Origin of the sequence: Azospirillum formosense (genome assembly GCF_013340925.1) — a bacterium.
Taxonomy (GTDB): Bacteria; Pseudomonadota; Alphaproteobacteria; order Azospirillales; family Azospirillaceae; genus Azospirillum; species Azospirillum formosense.
This window is the reverse complement of sequence record NZ_WHOR01000006.1, coordinates 1-17,424: the sequence shown is the minus strand read 5'-3', so window position 1 is coordinate 17,424 and position 17,424 is coordinate 1. Positions and strand designations below refer to the sequence as shown.

13 protein-coding genes are annotated in these 17,424 nt (G+C 69.9%); 1 reads left to right on the top strand and 12 read right to left on the bottom strand.

Annotation, left to right across the window (positions count from 1 at the left end; translation table 11 throughout):
• Window positions 1-17 precede the first annotated feature (17 nt).
• The 10 genes from GBZ26_RS01715 to GBZ26_RS01670 all read right to left on the bottom strand — a co-directional run bounded on the left by GBZ26_RS01715 (window position 18) and on the right by GBZ26_RS01670 (window position 14,960).
• Window positions 18-1,703, bottom strand: coding sequence for a methyl-accepting chemotaxis protein (locus tag GBZ26_RS01715; RefSeq protein WP_174437320.1), 1,686 nt, complete (start codon window positions 1,701-1,703; stop codon window positions 18-20).
• Window positions 1,704-1,935: 232 nt separating this feature from the next.
• Window positions 1,936-3,825: a response regulator gene (locus GBZ26_RS01710; RefSeq protein WP_174437319.1), complete on the bottom strand. Its 1,890-nt coding sequence runs from the start codon at window positions 3,823-3,825 to the stop codon at window positions 1,936-1,938.
• Window positions 3,826-3,839: 14 nt separating this feature from the next.
• A complete protein-coding gene (locus GBZ26_RS01705; protein WP_343207192.1) occupies window positions 3,840-6,464 on the bottom strand; it encodes a hybrid sensor histidine kinase/response regulator in 2,625 nt (874 codons plus the stop codon).
• A gap of 145 nt (window positions 6,465-6,609) precedes the next feature.
• The gene (locus tag GBZ26_RS01700) at window positions 6,610-8,562 is read right to left on the bottom strand and encodes a response regulator (RefSeq protein ID WP_174437318.1); all 1,953 of its coding nucleotides are present in this window, start codon (window positions 8,560-8,562) and stop codon (window positions 6,610-6,612) included.
• Window positions 8,563-8,575: 13 nt separating this feature from the next.
• Window positions 8,576-10,690: a hybrid sensor histidine kinase/response regulator gene (locus GBZ26_RS01695; RefSeq protein ID WP_174437317.1), complete on the bottom strand. Its 2,115-nt coding sequence runs from the start codon at window positions 10,688-10,690 to the stop codon at window positions 8,576-8,578.
• Window positions 10,691-10,723: 33 nt separating this feature from the next.
• A complete protein-coding gene (locus GBZ26_RS01690) occupies window positions 10,724-11,155 on the bottom strand; it encodes an ArsC/Spx/MgsR family protein (RefSeq protein WP_174437316.1) in 432 nt (143 codons plus the stop codon).
• Window positions 11,156-11,276: 121 nt separating this feature from the next.
• Window positions 11,277-12,296 (bottom strand): ABC transporter substrate-binding protein, encoded by a 1,020-nt coding sequence (locus GBZ26_RS01685; protein WP_174437315.1) that lies wholly within the window; start codon window positions 12,294-12,296, stop codon window positions 11,277-11,279.
• A 33-nt stretch (window positions 12,297-12,329) separates the two neighbouring features.
• A complete protein-coding gene (locus GBZ26_RS01680; RefSeq protein WP_174437314.1) occupies window positions 12,330-13,139 on the bottom strand; it encodes an ABC transporter permease in 810 nt (269 codons plus the stop codon).
• A 24-nt stretch (window positions 13,140-13,163) separates the two neighbouring features.
• On the bottom strand, window positions 13,164-14,018 hold the full coding sequence (locus tag GBZ26_RS01675; RefSeq protein ID WP_051140198.1) for an ABC transporter ATP-binding protein: 855 nt from the start codon (window positions 14,016-14,018) through the stop codon (window positions 13,164-13,166).
• 102 nt (window positions 14,019-14,120) lie between these two features.
• Window positions 14,121-14,960 carry a CE1 family esterase gene (locus GBZ26_RS01670; protein WP_174437313.1) on the bottom strand — a complete coding sequence of 280 codons (840 nt, stop codon included), beginning with the start codon at window positions 14,958-14,960 and terminating at the stop codon, window positions 14,121-14,123.
• A 167-nt stretch (window positions 14,961-15,127) separates the two neighbouring features.
• On the opposite strand from GBZ26_RS01670, the gene GBZ26_RS01665 reads away from it, so the two are divergent.
• Window positions 15,128-15,793 (top strand): ATP-dependent Clp protease proteolytic subunit, encoded by a 666-nt coding sequence (locus GBZ26_RS01665; protein ID WP_174437312.1) that lies wholly within the window; start codon window positions 15,128-15,130, stop codon window positions 15,791-15,793.
• Between the two features lie 6 nt (window positions 15,794-15,799).
• Here GBZ26_RS01665 and GBZ26_RS01660 read toward each other — a convergent pair whose 3' ends face one another.
• On the bottom strand, window positions 15,800-16,981 hold the full coding sequence (locus GBZ26_RS01660) for an aminotransferase (RefSeq protein WP_174437311.1): 1,182 nt from the start codon (window positions 16,979-16,981) through the stop codon (window positions 15,800-15,802).
• Window positions 16,982-17,105: 124 nt separating this feature from the next.
• Window positions 17,106-17,354, bottom strand: coding sequence for a hypothetical protein (locus tag GBZ26_RS01655; RefSeq protein WP_247884747.1), 249 nt, complete (start codon window positions 17,352-17,354; stop codon window positions 17,106-17,108).
• Between the last annotated feature and the right edge of the window lie 70 nt (window positions 17,355-17,424).

Here is a 17,424-nt window from a genome sequence, read left to right as displayed (position 1 = left end):
GCCCGGCGCCCCACCGTTCACTGCGTGCGCAGGGTGCTGAGGAAGCCGCCGATCTCGCCGTTCAGGGTTTCCGACTGCTGGGCCAGTTGCCGGGACGCCTCCAGCACGGCGTAGGCCATTTTCCCGCACTGCCCGGCGGCGGCGGTCACGCCGGAGATGTCGCGCGCCACGTCGCGGGTGACCTCGGCGGCCTGCTGCACGTTGCGGCTGATCGCCTGGGTCGCCGCCCCCTGCTCCTCCACCGCCGACGCGATGATCGTGGCGATGCCGTTCACCTGCTCGATCACCCGCGCCACCCCGCCGATCTCCGCCACCGCCTCGCCGGTCGCGGACTGGACGCCGGCGACCTGGGCGGCGATCTCCTCGGTGGCCCGGGCGGTCTGGCTGGCGAGGCTCTTCACCTCGCCCGCGACCACCGCGAAGCCCTTGCCGGCCTCGCCCGCGCGGGCCGCCTCGATGGTGGCGTTGAGCGCCAGCAGATTGGTCTGCGCGGCGATGTCGTTGATCAGGCTGACCACGGTGCCGATCCGTCCGACCGCCTCGGCCAGCCCGGTCACCTTGCCGGTGGCGCGCTCCGACGCGGTGGCGGCGTCCCGCGCGATCCGCGAGGCATCGGCGACCCGGCGGCTGATCTCGCCCACCGAGCCCGACAACTGCTCCGTCGCCACGGCGACCGTCTGCACGTTGGCCGAGGTCTGCTCCGTGGCCGCCGCCACCGTGCCGGCCAGCCGGTCGGTCTGCCCGGCGGCGCGGGTCATCTCCTGGGCCTCGTGCTCCATCGCCTCGGTTTCGTGCGACACCGCCTTCATCACCTCGCCGACGCTCCGCTCGAACCGTTCGGCGAGGCCGGCGAGGGTGCGGCGCTTGTCCTCCTCCGAGCGGCGCAGCGCGGCGGCCTGATCGGCTTCCAGGCGCTTTTTCTCCTCGGCGTTGCTCAGGAACACGCGGGCGGCGCTGGCCATGGCGCCGATCTCGTCGCGGCGGCTCGCCTCGGGAAAAGCGATCGAGAGGTCGCCGTCCGCCAGTGCGTGCATGCGGGTGCTGAGGCTGCGGATCGTGGCGCTGAGCCGCAAGCCGACCAGCGCGATCAGGCAGACCGCCGGCACCGCCAGAAGACCGGCCACCGCCAGAACGGTCCACAGCGTGCTCAGGAAAGCGCCGCGGATGTCGTCGATGAAGACGCCGGTTCCGATGTAGATGCCCCAGGGCTGGAAGATCTTGATGTAGGACAGCTTCGCCGCCGTCTCGTCGCTGTTCGGGGCGACGTTCCAGAAATAGCCGTAGGTGCCCTCCCCCGAGGCCTTGGCGATGCGCGCCATGTCCATCAGGATCGGCGCGCCCTTGGTGTCCTTCACGCCGGACACGTCCTGCCCCATCAGCTTCGAGCTGGGATGGGCGAAGCCGAAGCCGTCCAGGGTGATCGCGAACAGATACTCCTGCCCGCCGTAGCGCATGCCGAGAAGCGACCGCTTGAAGCGCGCCTGCGCCTCCTCCCGCGTGATCTGGCCGGCGGCGGCCTCCGCCTCGTAGGCGGCGGCCATGCTGTGGGCGGCCTCCACCATGAAGCGCAGGGACTGGACGCGGTCCGCGTGCATGCGCTGGTAATTCAGCCAGAGGCCGGCGCCGACGACAGCCGCCGTCGCGATGCTCGCCAGCGCCACCAATCCCCAGAGCTTCGAGCGGATGGACAAATTATCGAACATGACAACCCTTCCGACAAATCCGCACCAACGGGCGGTGGCGCGCGGGCCGTTTCTTTGCCGGAATGCTATCGAAGCAATAGTGACTCATTTATTAATAGTTTTATTTAATTCATCGCAAAGAAGATTGAACAATTTCAAAACAACCGCTGAGATTGTTTTGACGTCTCCTCCAGAAAATTGATAGCCGGCAGGAGACATAAAAGAATATGGCGGCCAGCTTTGGTTGCTCCGATCACGCGCCGGGAGCCGACTTTTGCGTCAGGACGAGAAAGACTTTTTCCTCCAGCTGCTCCGGGGTGAAAGGCTTGGCGATGTAGGCGCTGACATTGTGGGCCAGCGCCCGCTCCACCGCCTTCAGCGTGGCGAGCGCCGTCACCATCAGGAAAGGCAGTTCGCGCCGCACCTCGCGCACGCGGCGCAGCACGTCCAGGCCGCTGGCCTTCGGCATCATCCAGTCGCAGACGATCAGGTCGTACGCCCCATCCCCGGCCAGCCGGAGCAGCGCCTCCTGCCCGTCCGACGCCGTGTCGATGTGGCCGATGCCGAGGTCGCGCAGCACCGATTCGACGAAGTGCCGCGGCCCCTCCTCGTCGTCGACGACCAGAACGCGGATGGCGCCGAGGTCGATGAAGGGCACGCCGACCACCCCCAGCGCCCCGCGCATCCAGGAGGCGCGGGCCGAGCGCTCCTTGCCGCCCGTGGCGCCCAGCAGGAAGGAGCGCACGAAGCGCGGCCGGTGCACCTGCCGGTACAGCGCCTTGGCGACCGCCGCCCGGCTCTTGCCGCGGCAGAAGGCGCCGTCGCCGGCCAGCCGCACCATCTCCAGGACCGTGTCGGGGTTCGGCTCGTCCTTGCCCTGAAGGGGGCTCAGCAGGCGCTGGGTGCGGATGAAGGCGTTCTGGATCTCGTCGATCTGCCCGGCCATGTGCTCGCGGGCGTCCTCCGCGAAGGCGCTGTCGAGCACGAGCTTCTGGACCTCCGCCAGCCCCTTCAGCTTCTCGGTCTTCTCCTTCCAGCAGTCGAGCAGGCGCCCGGCGAAATCCCGTCCGTCGAAGAACTGGGTCAGATAGCCGTTCACCGCCCGCTCGGCGCTGGGCGACAGCGGCATCCTCTGCAGGACGAACAGGATGCGGAGCTTCTGCATCAGCGTCCGTCCCTTGGTGATCTCGGGCAGCGTGTCCTCGTTGACGAGCAGCGCGCTGCGCCGCTGGAGCGCCGTCTCCGTCCGGGCGCCGCCGAAATAGCCCTCCCCCGTGCGCAGCCGCTGCGACACCTGGCTCAGCGCCATGATCTCCCGCTGCACCGCCTCCACCCCGAACAGGTCGCCGGCGCTGGTGATGGTGAAGCGGTCGGGCTTCGACAATTCGCGGCGCAGCGCGACGATCAGGCTGTCGCTCAGCACCGGCATGGCCGTGCGGCGCACCAGCGTCTCAAGCCCCCGGAAGACCGGTGGCGCCTCGTCGGACAGCGGCTTGTCCCCGGCGATCAGCGACACGATCATGTCCACCCGGTCCACGAAGGGCGCGTCCAGGGAACAGGAGGCGGTGCCGGTGTCGCTGCGCAGGATCTCGCCGAGCAGGCGGTCGAGCGGGGCCAGCGCGTCGGCGTCCTCCAGTCCGTCCGCCAGTTCCAGAAGGAGCCGCGCCTTTTCGGCGAAGCTGCGGCCCTGGTACAGGTGCGTGGTCAGCGCCGCATCGACCATGAAGCGCCCGGTGAAGGCGTCGCGGGCGGCGATCAGCCGCTCCGCCGTCGCGGCGTAGCTGGCCGGCGTCAGGTCCGGCGGCTGGGCGTCCTTCAACCGCTCGCGGGTCAGCCGGGCGACCTCGTTGACCAGGGCGGTCAGCGCGCCCTTGCGATCCATCGCCCGTTCCGCCTGCTGCAGGATGGCGACGAAGGTCGGAATGTTGGACAGGCTCTGCTGGTGGCGGGGGGAGTGCAGAAGTTCGGTCGGGGTCAGCGCGTTCTCGTCGAAATAGCGCTGGCAATGCCGGCCGATGCTGTCGCGGCCCTGCGGGGTATAGAAGTCGTCCGGACTCCGGCAGACGGCGGCGTCGCTTCCGCCATCCGTGTCCGTGTCGCGGCCGCTGTCCCGACCGTCCGCGATGCTTTGGTCCGATGCCATGCCCTAACCCCGTCTCATTCGGCCAGAAGCCCGCGCACCGCCTCGATCAGGCGGTCCGGGGCCACTGGCTTCATGACGATCCGGCGGCCCGGCTGTGCCGTCATGTCCGCCGCCGTTTCATGGGACGCGTAGCCGGTCAGGAAGAGGATGCGCAGGTCCGGATTGCGCTCCGCCAGGGCGCGGCTCAACTCCAGACCGTTCATGCGGGGCATCGACATGTCAGACACCACGGCATCGAACAGCCCGCCGCATTCGTCCCAGCGCTCCAGCGCGTCCAGCCCGTCCACCGCCTCGGTCACCGTGCAGCCGGCCTCCTCCAGCGCCAGCCGGACATAGGTGCGCACGGACTCTTCGTCGTCCACCAGCAGGATGGCGGCACCCTCGTCCTCGCCCAGCCCCAGCCCGTCCGCCAGCGAACCGGCCGGAACGGGAGCGGGGACGGCGGGCAGATGGATGGAGAAGACGCTGCCGCGCCCATCCGCTCCGGCCTCCATCTCGACCGCCCCGCCAGCCTGCCGGGCGGTGCCGTAGACCATCCACAGACCGAGGCCGGTGCCCTTGCCCGGCTCCTTGGTGGTGAAGAAGGGTTCCCAGATGCGGTCGCGCACCGCCTCCGGCACGCCGCAGCCCTCGTCGATGACGCGGATCACGGCGTAACGCCCGTGCGCCAGCGCGCCGTGGCGCTCAAAGAAGGCGCCATCCGGCAAGGCACTGTCCAGCGCGATGGTCAGGCGCCCGCCGTCGGGCATGGCGTCGCGCGCGTTGAGGGCGAGGTTCAGGATGGCCTGGTTCAGCATCACCGGGTTGGCGACGGCGTGGGCGTCGCCGTCGCCGATGCGGATGTCCAGGTCGATTCCGGCGCTCATCAGCGGCTTCAGGAAGATCTTCAGGTCACGCACCAGCGGGGCCAGCGCCACCACCTCCGTCTCGTCCGACGGACGACGGCGCGAGAAGTCGAGAAGCTGGGCGGTCAGCGCGGCGGCCCGGTCGGACGCCTTGGCGATCTCCCGCACGCAGGTGGTGACGCGCGCCGGATCGTCCGGCGCCCGCTCGGCCAGCCGGGCGAATCCGCCGATGGCGGTCAGCATATTGTTGAACTCGTGGGCGATGCCGCCGGCCATGCGGCCCACGGCCTCCATCTTCTGCGACTTCTGAAGCTCCGCCTCGGCGCGGCGGCGTTCGGTCACGTCGTTCAGCACCAGGAGAACCGCCGCCTCCCGCTGGTAGACCGCGGGAAAGGCGCCGATCTCGACATGGCGGTGCTCCCCCGACGGGCGGGCGACCGCGCACTCCACCCTCTGGTGCTCGCCCTCCGCGCCCAGCCCCAGCCGCGCCGTCACCGTCTCCGCCTCGACAATGAAGCGGTTGAGGTCCACCCCCTCCAGCCCGCCGCTGCCGCCCACGCCCAGGATGGACGCCGCGGCGGCGTTGCCGAAGCGGATGGCCCGACGGTCCCAGAGGACGATGCCGTAGGGCGCCAGCTCGACCAGCTGGCGGTAGCGCTTCTCGCTCTCGCTGAGCGCGCTGACGGTGGCCTCCAGCCGCTCTGTCTGGCCGGCGAGCTGTTCCTCGCGCCGCTTCAGCTCGGTGATGTCCATCAGGATCTTCACGATGCCGCCGGAGCCGGTGGCGTGCTCGCTGATGCGGTACCAGCGCCCGTCGGACAGCCGCCCGTCCACCGGATCGGTGTGCAGCAGATGGCGCTTCATCCGCTCGGCGATCCAGTTGGCCATCTCGCGGTCGTCGCCCTCGTACCCGCCGCGCTCGGCGGCGGCGCGCAGGATGTCCTTGAAGGCGGTGCCGGGCACCAGCACGTCGGCCAGGTTCGGATAGGCGCTGCGGTAGCGCTCGTTGCAGAAGATCAGCCGGTCGTCCGGGCTGAACAGCACGAAGCCCTCGGAGATGCTGGACAGCGCGTCGTGCACCACCGACTGCATAAAGCGCGCCTCGACCAGGGCCAGCGTCTCCGTGGTCGTCTCGATCCCGGTGCCGCGGTAGCCGGCGAACCGACCGTCCGCGTCGGTGAAGGGCTGGGCGCTGATGCGAAAGACGCGGGTGTCGCCCGCCCCGTCGCGCAGCGTGACCTCCAGGTCGCGGAAGGCCTTCCCGGTCTCGATGTCGGCCAGATGGTCCAGCCAGGTGTCGGCGTCCTCGACCAGCGCGCCGAGGTCGAGCAGCGAATCGCCGAACACCGGCTCCGGGTCGCCGCCGAGAAGCGCCGGCAGCCGTTCCGACACGTAGGTGTAACGGTGGTCGGCGGCGCTTTCCCAGAACCAGTCGGACGCGGCCTCGGCGAAGTCGCGGAAGCGCTGGCGGCTGGCGGCCAGCTCCTCGTTCGCGGCGCGCAGCAGGCGGGCGGAGCGATCCTGCGCCGCCGCCGCGGCGCGGGCGCGGCGCACCGACAGCACGGCCAGCGCCGCCATCGCCAGCGTCATCACGCCGAGCGGCAGCATCAGCCGGTCGCGGCCCTCTTCCGGCATCATCACGGCCAGCAGGCCGGCCGCGCCGAGCATGAGGAACAGCAGGTCGGTCAGCCCGCCCAGCCCGCGGCGCGGCGCCGCTTCCCCGGCCGGCCGGACGGCACGGACGTCGAGGTCGGTGTCGGTGGGGGGCAGCCCGCCCCGGCCGGAAAGATCCACGGAGCTCCGCTCCATCGTCATGGGTGTACCGACGCGCAAGGCGTGCCTTGCATAGACCCGTAATAGGAGGTGAGCCGTTAACAGCCGGTTTCGCTGTTCGCCTTCGTACGATTGGATTCTACCGTGAGCATACGATTTTCACCGCTCAGCGCCGGTTGACCAGAACCAGAATCTTCTCCTCGAGCTGTTCGGGAGAAAAGGGTTTGGCGATGTAGGCGGTGACGTCGTGGGCCATGGCCTCCTCCACCGCGATGATGGTGGCGAGCGCGGTGACCATCAGGAAGGGCATGTCGGGACGCACCGCGCGGACCAGCTTCAGGAAATCCAGCCCCGACAGACGGGGCATCTTCCAGTCGCAGACGATGAGGTCGAAGGCGCCCTGCCGCTCCTCGAATTGGGTCAGCGCCTCGCGCCCGTCCTGGGCGATGGTCAGGTCGGTGATGCCGAGATCGCGCAGGATCATCTCGACATAGCCGCGCGCGGCCGGCTCGTCGTCGGCCAGCAGGACGCGCAGCGTGTTCATGGCGAGCATCGGCAGGCCGGCGCCGGCCAGCGTGGCGAAGAACTGGGCGAAGCGCTCGGCCCGCTGCTCCGTCGCGTCCTTGCAGCGGGCGAGGTAGCCGCGCAGGAAGGCGGTGGAGCGGACATGGTGTCCGACCAGCTCGCGCGCCGCCGCCACGCATTTCCCCTCGGTGAAGGCGCCCTCGGCGAGCAGGCTGGCGAACTCCATGACCTCGTCGACGTGGGGCGGGCGGTCCTTGGCGATGCGGGCGAAGACCTTGTTGGTGCGCAGGAAGGTGTTCTGGATCTCGTCCAGCATGCGGACGTAGCGCTCGCGCAGCGCCTCCGGCAAGGTGGAGCGCGCCACGCGCCGTTGCAGGTCGGCCAGCGCCTTGATGCGGGCGCGCGGCGTGCGGGCCGTCTCGAACAGGCGCTGGGTGAAGTCACGGGCCTCCAGATGGCGGCGCAAGTGGGCGACGATCATGCGCCGGCTGCGCTCCCCCGACACCGCCCCCTCGAAGGCCAGCAGATCGACGATGCGGGCGTAGTGGCTCTTGGCGTGCAGCACCGCCTCCAGCCGCGCGCCGGACAGCAGCAGCGCCACCCGCCGGTCGATCAGCCGTGTCGTGCGCTCCCCGCCGATCACCCCGCCCTTCACGGTCAGGCGCGAGGCGAGAAGGCTGATCGCCGATAGCTCGTCCAGCACCGCCGCCACGCTGTTCGGCTCCGCCTTGGTGCCGGACAGCGGCGCGTCCCCCAACAGGGCGTGGTGCACACCGGCCTCCAGCCCCAACCGGGCGGCGCGCGCCTGATGGCGGGCGACGAAGGCGGACAGGCGGTGCAGGACCGCCGGGGCGTCGGGGTGCGACGGCGCCTCGCCCCGCCAGACCATCGCCACGGCGTCGAGCACGCCGCGCAGCCCGTCCGCCCAGCCGAACAGCGCCTCGACCACCAGCCCGTTGGCCAGCATCTCGCCGACGACCTGGTCGAGGATGGCGATTCCCTCGCCGGACAGCCCGTCCCCGTCGAGCGAGAGGATGCGCACCAGCCGAAGCTCGTGGTTGCGCCCCTCCCCCAGCCAGGCGGACAGCCAGCAATCGATGGCGTGACGCCCGGCGAAGCCCGGCGTCCGTGCCATGGTCTGGGCCACCGTGGCGGCGAACTGCTTGGCGTCGATGGACAGGGAGGTGCCGCTGTGGGCGCGCCGGGCGGTGACGGCCAAAACCTCCTGCTCCAGCCGCTTCAGCTCCGCCAGCCGCATGGCGGGAGAGCGGCGTCCGGGGCGGGCCTGCCGCTGGGCCACCCGCTCCAGCACCTGCGCGCGGCGCGGCCAGTCGAGGAAGGAGCGTTGCGGCTCCACCTTGTGCAGGAACTCGGTCGGGGTGATGCCGCGCGCCTCCAGGAACTCCGCCAGTTCCTCCGCGATCAGGAAACGCGCGGCGGGGGTGAAGATCTCCTCGACCCGGACGCAGACGGCGGACTCCGGCGACTCCACCGGCGCGTCGCCGCTCAGCTCGCCGAGGAGCGCGTCGACGTCGTAGACGCCGATGGGAATGCCATCGGTCGAAAGGGTGGAGGACGGCGGAACGGCGCTCATCGATGCCCCGCCATCAGATCAGCAGCGCGTGGATCGTGTCGGCCAGTTCGTCCGGGTTGATCGGCTTGCGCAGGAAGACGGTGCGGCATCCTTCTGCCAGCAGGTCGTCCAGGCTTTCCGTCTCCGGCGGGTAACCGGACATCAGGACGGCCGGCAGGTCCGGATTCTCCCGGCGCAGGGCGCGCGCCACCGACGCCCCACCGACCTGCGGCATCACGAGGTCGGTCACCAGCAGATCGAAGGCCCCGCCATGGTCGGCGTAGGCGCGCAGGGCCTCGGTGCCGTCGGCGGCGCAGACCACCCGCATCCCCATGTCCTCCAGCGTCAGGCGGATGAAGTCGCGCACCTGCGCCTCGTCCTCCACCAGAAGGACGGTGGCGGCCATCGACAGCCCCTCCATCTCGTCGCCCTCCGCGTCGAGGGGGAACGCGTCGTCAAGACCGAAGGCGCCCAGATCGGGAGCGTCCGCGTCCTGCGGCTCCGCGACGTCCTCCACCGGGAAGCGGAGCGTGAAGACGGTGCCGCGCCCCAGATCCGTGTCCACCTCGACGTCGCCACCCGCCCGCGCGACCGTGGAATAGACCAGCGCCAGCCCCAGCCCGGTCCCGGCCCCCGGCTCCTTGGTGGTGAAGAAGGGTTCGAAGATGCGGTCGATCACCGCCGGGTCGATGCCGCAACCGGTGTCGCCAACGGTGATGGTGACTCCCGGATCGTCCGTCCGCTCCACCGCGATGGTGATCGGCCCGCCCTCCGGCATGGCGTCGCGGGCGTTGAGCACGAGGTTGAGCAGCGACTGGTGCAGCAGGGCAGGGTCGATGGTCACCACCGCCCCTCCCCCGGCGCCCTCGGTCCGCAGCGGGTGGCGCTCGCCCAGCGTGGGGCCGAGGAAGCGGCGCAGATCGTCGATCACCGCGCCGACGCGCACGGGACGCGCCGCGTCGGTCTGGCCGGGCCGCCCGAAGCTGAGAAGCTGGGCGGTCAGGCCGGAGGCACGGTCGGTCGCCTTGACGATCTCGGTCAGGCACTGCTCGACCCGCGGGCGGTCCTGCGGAGCGCGGCGGGCCATCTGGGCGAAGCCGCCGATGGCCGTCAGCATGTTGTTGAACTCGTGGGCGATGCCGCCGGCCAGCTGGCCGATGGCCTGCATCTTCTGCGCCTGCTGGATCGCCCGCTCCGCTTGCTTGCGCCCGGTGATGTCGGTGAGGACGAGGAACCACGCCGCCTCTCCCTCGACCGCGAAGGGGTGGATGCCGACCTCAAGCTCGCGCAGGGCGCCCTGCGCGGTGACGAAGCGGGCCTCGACCGGCGGCGGGGCTTCCAGTCCGCTGCCGGGCGGGGGCAGCCAGTCGAACAGGCGCTGCACCCCGTCGAACTCCGTCGCCTCGACCAGCGGGATGCGCAGCATGGCGTCGGGATCGCTGTTTCCCAGGATGAGCGCGGCGGAGCGGTTGGTGAAGCGCAGCCGCAGCCCGTCCCAGATCAGGATGCCGTAGGGCGCCATCTCGACCAGCCGGCGGTAACGCGCCTCGCTGTCGGCCAGCGCCTCCTCGTGGCGCTTCAGTTCGGTGATGTCGGTGAGGATCTTGACCACGCCGCCGAAGCGCGTGGCGTGCTCGCTGATGCGGTACCAGCGCCCGTCGCCGAGCCGGTGGTCGGTCGGCGGCCCGCTGCGGGTGTGGCGGTTCAGCCGCTCGGCGATCCAGTCGGACGGATCGCCCAGATCGTCGCCGGCCGCCCCCCGCTCCACCGCGACCCGCAGCAGGTCGGCGAAACGGACGCCGGGAATCAGATGGTCGGACAGCAGCGGGTAGGCGGCGCGGTAGCGGTCGTTGCACAGCACCAGCCGCCCGTCGGCGCCGAACAGCACGAACCCTTCGGACACGCAGCCGATGGCGTCGGACAGCAGCGCGCGGAAATGCGCCTCGCCCTCGCCCTTGCCCTCACCATCGCCCAGATGTGGGCTCGTCGGGGCCTCCAAGACCGCGTCGAGCTGGCTCCGCAGCGCCCGCAACGGCTCCCGCAGGTGATCCAGCGCGCCGGGCGGCGCGGCGGACAGCCGCGCGCCCAGGGTGTCGAGGAGTTCCGCAAGCTCTTGGTCGGGCCGGTCCATAACCCGGCATTCAACCATCACCCCCGGTCTCCCCGCCAGTTGATTCCGCGCTCAGCCCTGCTTCGGGAAATGGTGATGGCCGTGGTCGCAGACGCCGCGCGAATGCTTGTCGTCGCAGCTTTCGCCGGACGCGGTCAGGCCGATCCAGGCGTGCAGCGTGTTGGGGTCGAAGCCGGCCTTGCGGTCCGCCCCGACCTGGAGCAGCGGGCGGCGGATCAGGTCGCGGTCGGCCAGCAGGGCGGCCAGCGCCGACTCCTCGTCCAGTTCGCCGGGCTTCACGGCGCCGGTCTTCACGGCGGCGGCGCGGCGGTTGAACCAGTCCTCGACGGGACGGTCCTCGAAGAAGGGGCGCAGGGTTTCGGCGGTGAGGGGCTCGGCGGCCAGATCGCGCTCCACCAGCGTGTGGCCGGCGGCCTGGAGCTGAAGCTTCTGCTTGGCGTTCGCCGTGCAGCCGGACAGACCGTAAAAGATCACTTCCGTCATGGGGTTGGTGCTCCGCATCGAAACAGGACGAATTAGGTCCAGTCTACCGGCGCGGAAACCGGGGGTGCCGGTGACGGAATGTCGCACCCCCGGATTGTCGAGCGGATCGGCTGTTCGCCAATCACTTGATGCGCTTCAGCGACTCCTCGACGTAGGCGTTCGTGTAGGTCTTGGACAGGTCGATGTCCGTCGCCGCCACCGCCTTGTCGAAGGCCTTCAGCACCTTGTAGGCGGCCTCCGCCCCCTCCTGGGAGAAGCGGCCGTCGGGCGAGTAGGTCGGCTTCGAATGCTCGAAGGCCTGGGCGTAGAGCGTCTGGTTGCCGAGGAAATATTCCGGCGGCAGGACCTTCAGGACGTCCTCGGTCTTGGCCTGGTCCAGCCACTTCAGCGTCCGCACGAAAACGTCGACCAGCGCCTGGGTGGTCTTCGGGTTTTCCTTGATGAAGGCCGGCGTGGTGTAGAGCACCGCCGCCGGGTACGGCCCGCCGTAGGTGTCGAGCGTGCCCTTCTCCGTCCGGGTGTCGGCGATGGTGGTGACGTCGCCGTCGGCCTCCAGCTGGCTGATCACCGGGTCGAGGTTGGCGATGGCGTCGATCTCGCCGCGCTTCACCGCGGCCACCGCGCTGGGGCCGCCGCCGACGCCGATGAAGGACACGTCCTCCGGCGTCATGCCGTGCTGGGTCAGCAGATAGTTGACCATGAAGTTGGTCGAGGAGCCGGGGGCGGTCACACCGATCTTCTTGCCCTTCAACTCCTTGATCGACGTGATCGTGCCGGCCTTGTTGACCGCGGCCAGGACGATGCCCGGATAGCGGCCCAGCAGGGCGACGGCGGTGATCGGCTGGCCCTTGGCCTGCATCTGCACCGTGTGGTCGAAGGCACCCGTCACGATGTCCGCCGAACCGCCGACCAGCGCCTGGAGGCTCTTGGCGCCGCCGCCGAAATCGTTGATCTCGACGTTCAACCCGGCCTCCTTGAAGTAGCCGAGCCGCTCGGCCACCGTCAGCGGCAGGTAATAGAGCAGCGGCTTGCCGCCGACCGCCAGCTTCAGGTCCTTCTTCTCGACCTGCTGGGCGTTCGCCCCGCCGATCCCGAAGGCCAGGACCACCGCCGCGGCGGCGATCACGCTTTTCATACGCATGGCTTCCCTCCCAAATGTTTTTCTACGGCGCGGTCATCCCTGCGCGTTGGTCGTCTGCGCCTCCTGCGGGCGCCAGTGCAGAAGGCGTTTCTCGATGACGGTCACCACGGTGTCGATCACCACGACGAAGATCGTCAGCACCAGCATGCCGGAGAAGACGCCGACCGTGTCGAACACCCCTTCCGCCTGATGGATGCGGTAGCCGAGGCCGGCGGCGGAGCCGAGATACTCGCCAACCACCGCGCCGACCATGGCGAAGCCGACCGCGGTGTGCAGGCTGGAGAAGACCCAGGACAGGGCGGACGGCAGATAGACGTGCCGGAACAGGTGCCGGTTGCTCGCCCCCAGCATCCGCGCGTTGGCCAGCACGACCGGGCTGACCTCCTTCACGCCCTGGTAGACGTTGAAGAACACGATGAAGAAGACCAGCGTCACCCCCAGCGCCACCTTGGACCAGATGCCGAGGCCCAGCCACAGCGCGAAGATCGGCGCCAGCACCACGCGGGGCAGCGCGTTGACCGCCTTGATGTAGGGGTCGAAGACGATGGAGACCAAGGGCGCGCGGGCGAACCAGAAACCGAAGGCGATTCCCGCCACCGTGCCGATGACGAAGGCCAGCGCGGTTTCCAGCAGCGTGATGCCGAGATGGTACCAGATCACCCCGGACGCGAAGTCGCTCCAGGTGCGCTCCAGCACCGCCAGCGGCGTGCCGAAGAAGAAGGGGCTCAGGATCTTCGTCGCGGTCAGGACGTGCCAGATCAGGAAGAAACCGATCAGCACGGCGACCTGCAGAAGCAAGATCACCGGGCGGCTCGGCAGGCGTTTCACACGGGCCACGGCCATGGGGTCCTCACGTCGGCTTGGACGTTATTTCAGTTTGGTTTGGGCGTAGCCCTTCAGCACTTCCTCGCGCAGCTGCCCCCAGATTTCCCGGTGCAGGTCGAGGAAGCGCGGCGTCATGCGGATTTCCGCCACGTCGCGCGGGCGCTCCAGATCCACCCGGTACTCGCCGATCAGCCGGGCGCCGGGACCGGCGGACAGCACCAGCACCCGGTCGGACATGGAGATGGCCTCCTCCAGGTCGTGGGTGATGAAGACCACCGACTTGCGGTCCGCCGACCACAGGTCGAGCAGCTCGTTCTCCATCAACTGCCGGGTCTGGATGTCGAGCGCCGAGAAGGGCTCGTCCATCAGCACGATCTTCGGATCGACGATCAGCGTCTGGGCGAGCGCCACGCGCTTGCGCATCCCGCCGGAGAGCTGGTGGGGGTAGCGGTCGCCGAAACGGTCCAGCCCGACGCGGGCCAGCCAGGGGCGGGCGCGCTCCTCCGCCTCGCGCCGCGGCACGCCGCGGAATTCCAGCCCGGCGGCAACGTTCTCAAGCGCCGACTTCCAGGGCATCAGGGCGTCCGCCTGGAACATATAGCCGGCGTGCGGATTGATGCCGTCGACCGGCTCCCCGAAGGTCTGGGCGCGCCCGGCGCTGGGGGCGAGGAGCCCCGCCGCGACGTTCAGGATCGTCGATTTGCCGCTGCCGGTCGGCCCGACGATGGACACGAACTCCCCCGCGGCAACCGACAGGGTCACGCCCTGAACCGCCGTGTAGGTCTGCCCGCGTCCGTCGGGCGATGGAAAGGTGCAGGTCACGCCGTCCAGGCGGAGCGCGGCCTTGTCCGCCCCCTCCGTCCGCAGGGCGGCCGCCACGGCGGCGCTGTCTGACATCAATGCGTTCCGTCCCTGATGGTCGTTTTCACCGCATCTTGGCGGAATGAGACGGTATCGGCAATGGGCGCTGGCAACAATCGTTTCCGCGGACGATGGGAATCAATCCAGACGCGCGAAGAACGCCATGATCGCCGGACCCACCCCTTGCGGCCATTGGTGCGGGTAAAAGCGCCCGTTGCGCGTCCGGTCGTCGGCCAGCGGGCACCACAGCACCAGGTTCGTCTCTCCGTCGGCGCCGTAGCGGCGGCAATTGAAGCGGCGCGGCTCGTCGAGCTCGCTGCCCGTCGGCAATCCGTCCTGGGCCAGCAGCGCGCGGCGCAGGCGCAGGGCTTCGGACAGCGGCACCTGCTCGTCGCGCGGGTTGTGCAGGACCATGGCGGCGACCGGCCCGCCGCAGTCCTTGGGCCGCGCGGCCCCGCCTCCGACGCTGGCCAATCCGCGGATCACCCCGCCCCGCGCGCAGGCGAGGCTGTTTGCGAAGGACCCGCCCAGCGAATGGCCGACCACGAACACCCGGCCCAGGTCCAGGCAGTAGGACGCCGCCATACTCTCCAGAACGGTGTCGAACAGCCGGAAATCGCGCAGCCGGTCCGGCGGGTCGCCGGGGTCGGACCAGACGTTCAAGCCGCGGGCGTCCTTCAAGCTGGCGGGATAGACGATGATCGCCGGCTCCTCCGCCTGCTCTTCCAGGCCGAAGTAGCGCCGCACCTCGGCGTTGCTGTTGGTCCGCCCATGGAAGGCGACGACGAGGCTGTGCGGACGGTCGGAGCGGTAACCCTCCGGCACGGCCACGATCATGCCGCGCGCCGCGCCGTCCAGGGTCACATGGTCGGGCGCCGTCTCCGGCGTCGGCGCTCCGCAGCCGCGCGAAAATTGCTGCGGCGCCACATTGTTAACCAATTCCGCCGATAAGCCCTGGAAGGCCCACAGAATCAGCACGGCCGTAGCGCAAAATGCGCAAAATTGTTTCACCATTCACAGCCCAAACGATCGCCTTCCTCCATAAACAGCCTGCGGCGAAGGACGTTGCACCTTTGGGCAGGCTTGGCGTTAACCATCACGCAAGCATTTCCCGGCACCCTCCTTCCCAGAGCAAGGAGGTTTCGATGCCGGTTCGCGCGACTGCACGCATGATGGTTCTGGGGCTGCTGCTGGCCGTCGGCTCGTCTGGGGCCGCGACCGCCGACAGCCTGTCGGTGAACCGTCCGAACCCGGCGCCGCCGCCCGTCGCCTCCGACTTCCCTGACGCCACGCTGGTCCGCGTCGATCAGATGGATTCCACCACGCTGCGTCTCGACGGCATCATCACCCCGGCCGTTGAGCAGCGCTTCTCCGATGCGTTGCGCAGCGTTCCGGCCGGCCAGCCGGTGGTGGTCGAACTGTCCAGTCCCGGCGGCTTCACGACCGCGGGTTACCGTATGATCGACCTGATGCTGGCGGAACGGCAGGCCGGGCGTGCCGTCGCCACCCGCGTGGCCGGCGGGCAGTCCTGCGAGAGCATGTGCGTCGGCCTCTATCTGGCCGGTTACCCGCGCTATGCCGCGCCGACCGCGGAGTTCATGGTGCACGCCCCGCGTCTGGCCGAGAACGGCCGCATGACGCTGCGCTCCACCGACCAGATGGTGAAGCGTCTGGTCGCTCTGGGCGTCGCCCCCGCCTGGATCGAGCGGGTGCGGGCCGCCGGCGGTTTCTCCGGCAGCCTCGATTACCGCGACAACGCCGACCATCTGGCGGCGGTGGGCGCCAACATCGTCACCCACCTGATCCGCTGACGTCGTTTACGCTTCGCTTTCCCTGAGGCGCCGGGCGATCTCCGGCATGACCGCCGCGTCGACGTTGGCGAAGGCGAAGCGCAGATAATCGTCCTGGCCGGGACCGAACATGGAACCGGGCAGGCACAGGATGTTGTGATCGCGGGCCAGCCCCTCGGCCACGTCGTGGGCGCGTTTGCCGGCGAAGGGATGCCGGACATAGGCGAAATAGGCGCCGATGCTGGCGATGCGGTACCCGGTGCCGCTGGCCTCCATCGCCGATTGGAAGGCGTGGACGCGGGCCAGGATGTCGCCCCGCTTCTCCGCCACCCAGCCGTCGAGAGTCTCCAGTCCGAACAGCGCCGCCTTCTGTCCGACATGCGGGGCGCAGATGGCGAGGCAATCCATCACCTTGCGCGCCTGGGACAGCAGGCCGGCGTCGGCGATCACCGCGCCGACCCGGTAGCCGGCGAGGCTGTAGACCTTGGAGAAGCTGTAGAGCTGGACCAGCGTGCGCCGCCAGCCGGGCCGCTGGAACAGCCCGTGCGGCGCCCGCCCCTGCCAATCCGGAAAGTCGCGGTAGGTCTCGTCGAGCAGCAGCTTGACGCCGCGCCGTTCGCACAGCTCGTACAGCGCCGCGATGGCGTCGGGCGGGGCGATGGCGCCGGTCGGGTTGTTGGGGGAGATCAGCACCAGCGCGCGGGTGCCGGCGTCGATCAGCCGCTCGGCCTCCGCCGGGTCGGGGATAAGCCCGTTCTCCTCGCGCAACGCCAGCGGCCGGGCCTCGATGCCCAGCATGTCCAGCGTCATCTTGTGATTGAAGTACCAGGGCGCCGGCAGGATGACGTTGTCGCCGGCCCGCGCCAGCCCCATCACCGCGACGGCGAAGGCCTGGTTGCAGCCGGCGGTGATCAGCACCTCGTTCGCCGCGACCTCCGCGCCGTAGAGCGAGCCGGTGCGCCGGGCCAGCGCGGCGGTCAGCGGCGGGATGCCGTCGATGGCGGTGTAGCGCGCCGTGTCCGGCGCCCGCACCTGCTCGGCCAGATGGGCGGTCAGCGCGTCGGCGGGCGGATAGCCGGGCACCGCCTGACAGAGGTCGATCAGCGGCTTGTCCGCCGGAAAGCTGCGGCCTTCGACCCAGCGCCACGCCTCGGCGATGGGCGGAGCCTCCGTGGCGGCGACGAGCGGGTTGACGTCTCTGCGGTCCATTCCCTGATGTCCAGTCTGCGGGGTCCGATTTTTATGGGGCGCCATGGTGGACGCCCCGCCGGGCTCGCGCAAGGGACCAGAACAGGGGAACGCGCATGGCAGGCCCGGCAGGGCCGAGCAGGGGTCAGGCGCCGCCCAGCACCGCGTCCGGCTTGCGGCCCACCAGGGACTCATAGACCTCGGGGTCGGTCGCCCCTTCCGATCCGAAGACCAGCACGCGGGCGTCGGGGGCGAGGCCCAGACTGGCTCGGGTCGCCGGGTCCGCCGCGGCGCAGAGCAGGCCCGCCAGACCGGCCACGCCGGACTCCCCGCCCACCATCGGCCGCCCCCCCTGCCCCCCCTCGGCCAACTTCACGCCGCTGCCCCAGGCCAAGGCGCCCGCCGACGCGCCGGCCGTCGTCTATGTGCCGAGCTGCACCAGCCGCAGCATGGGGCCGGCCGCC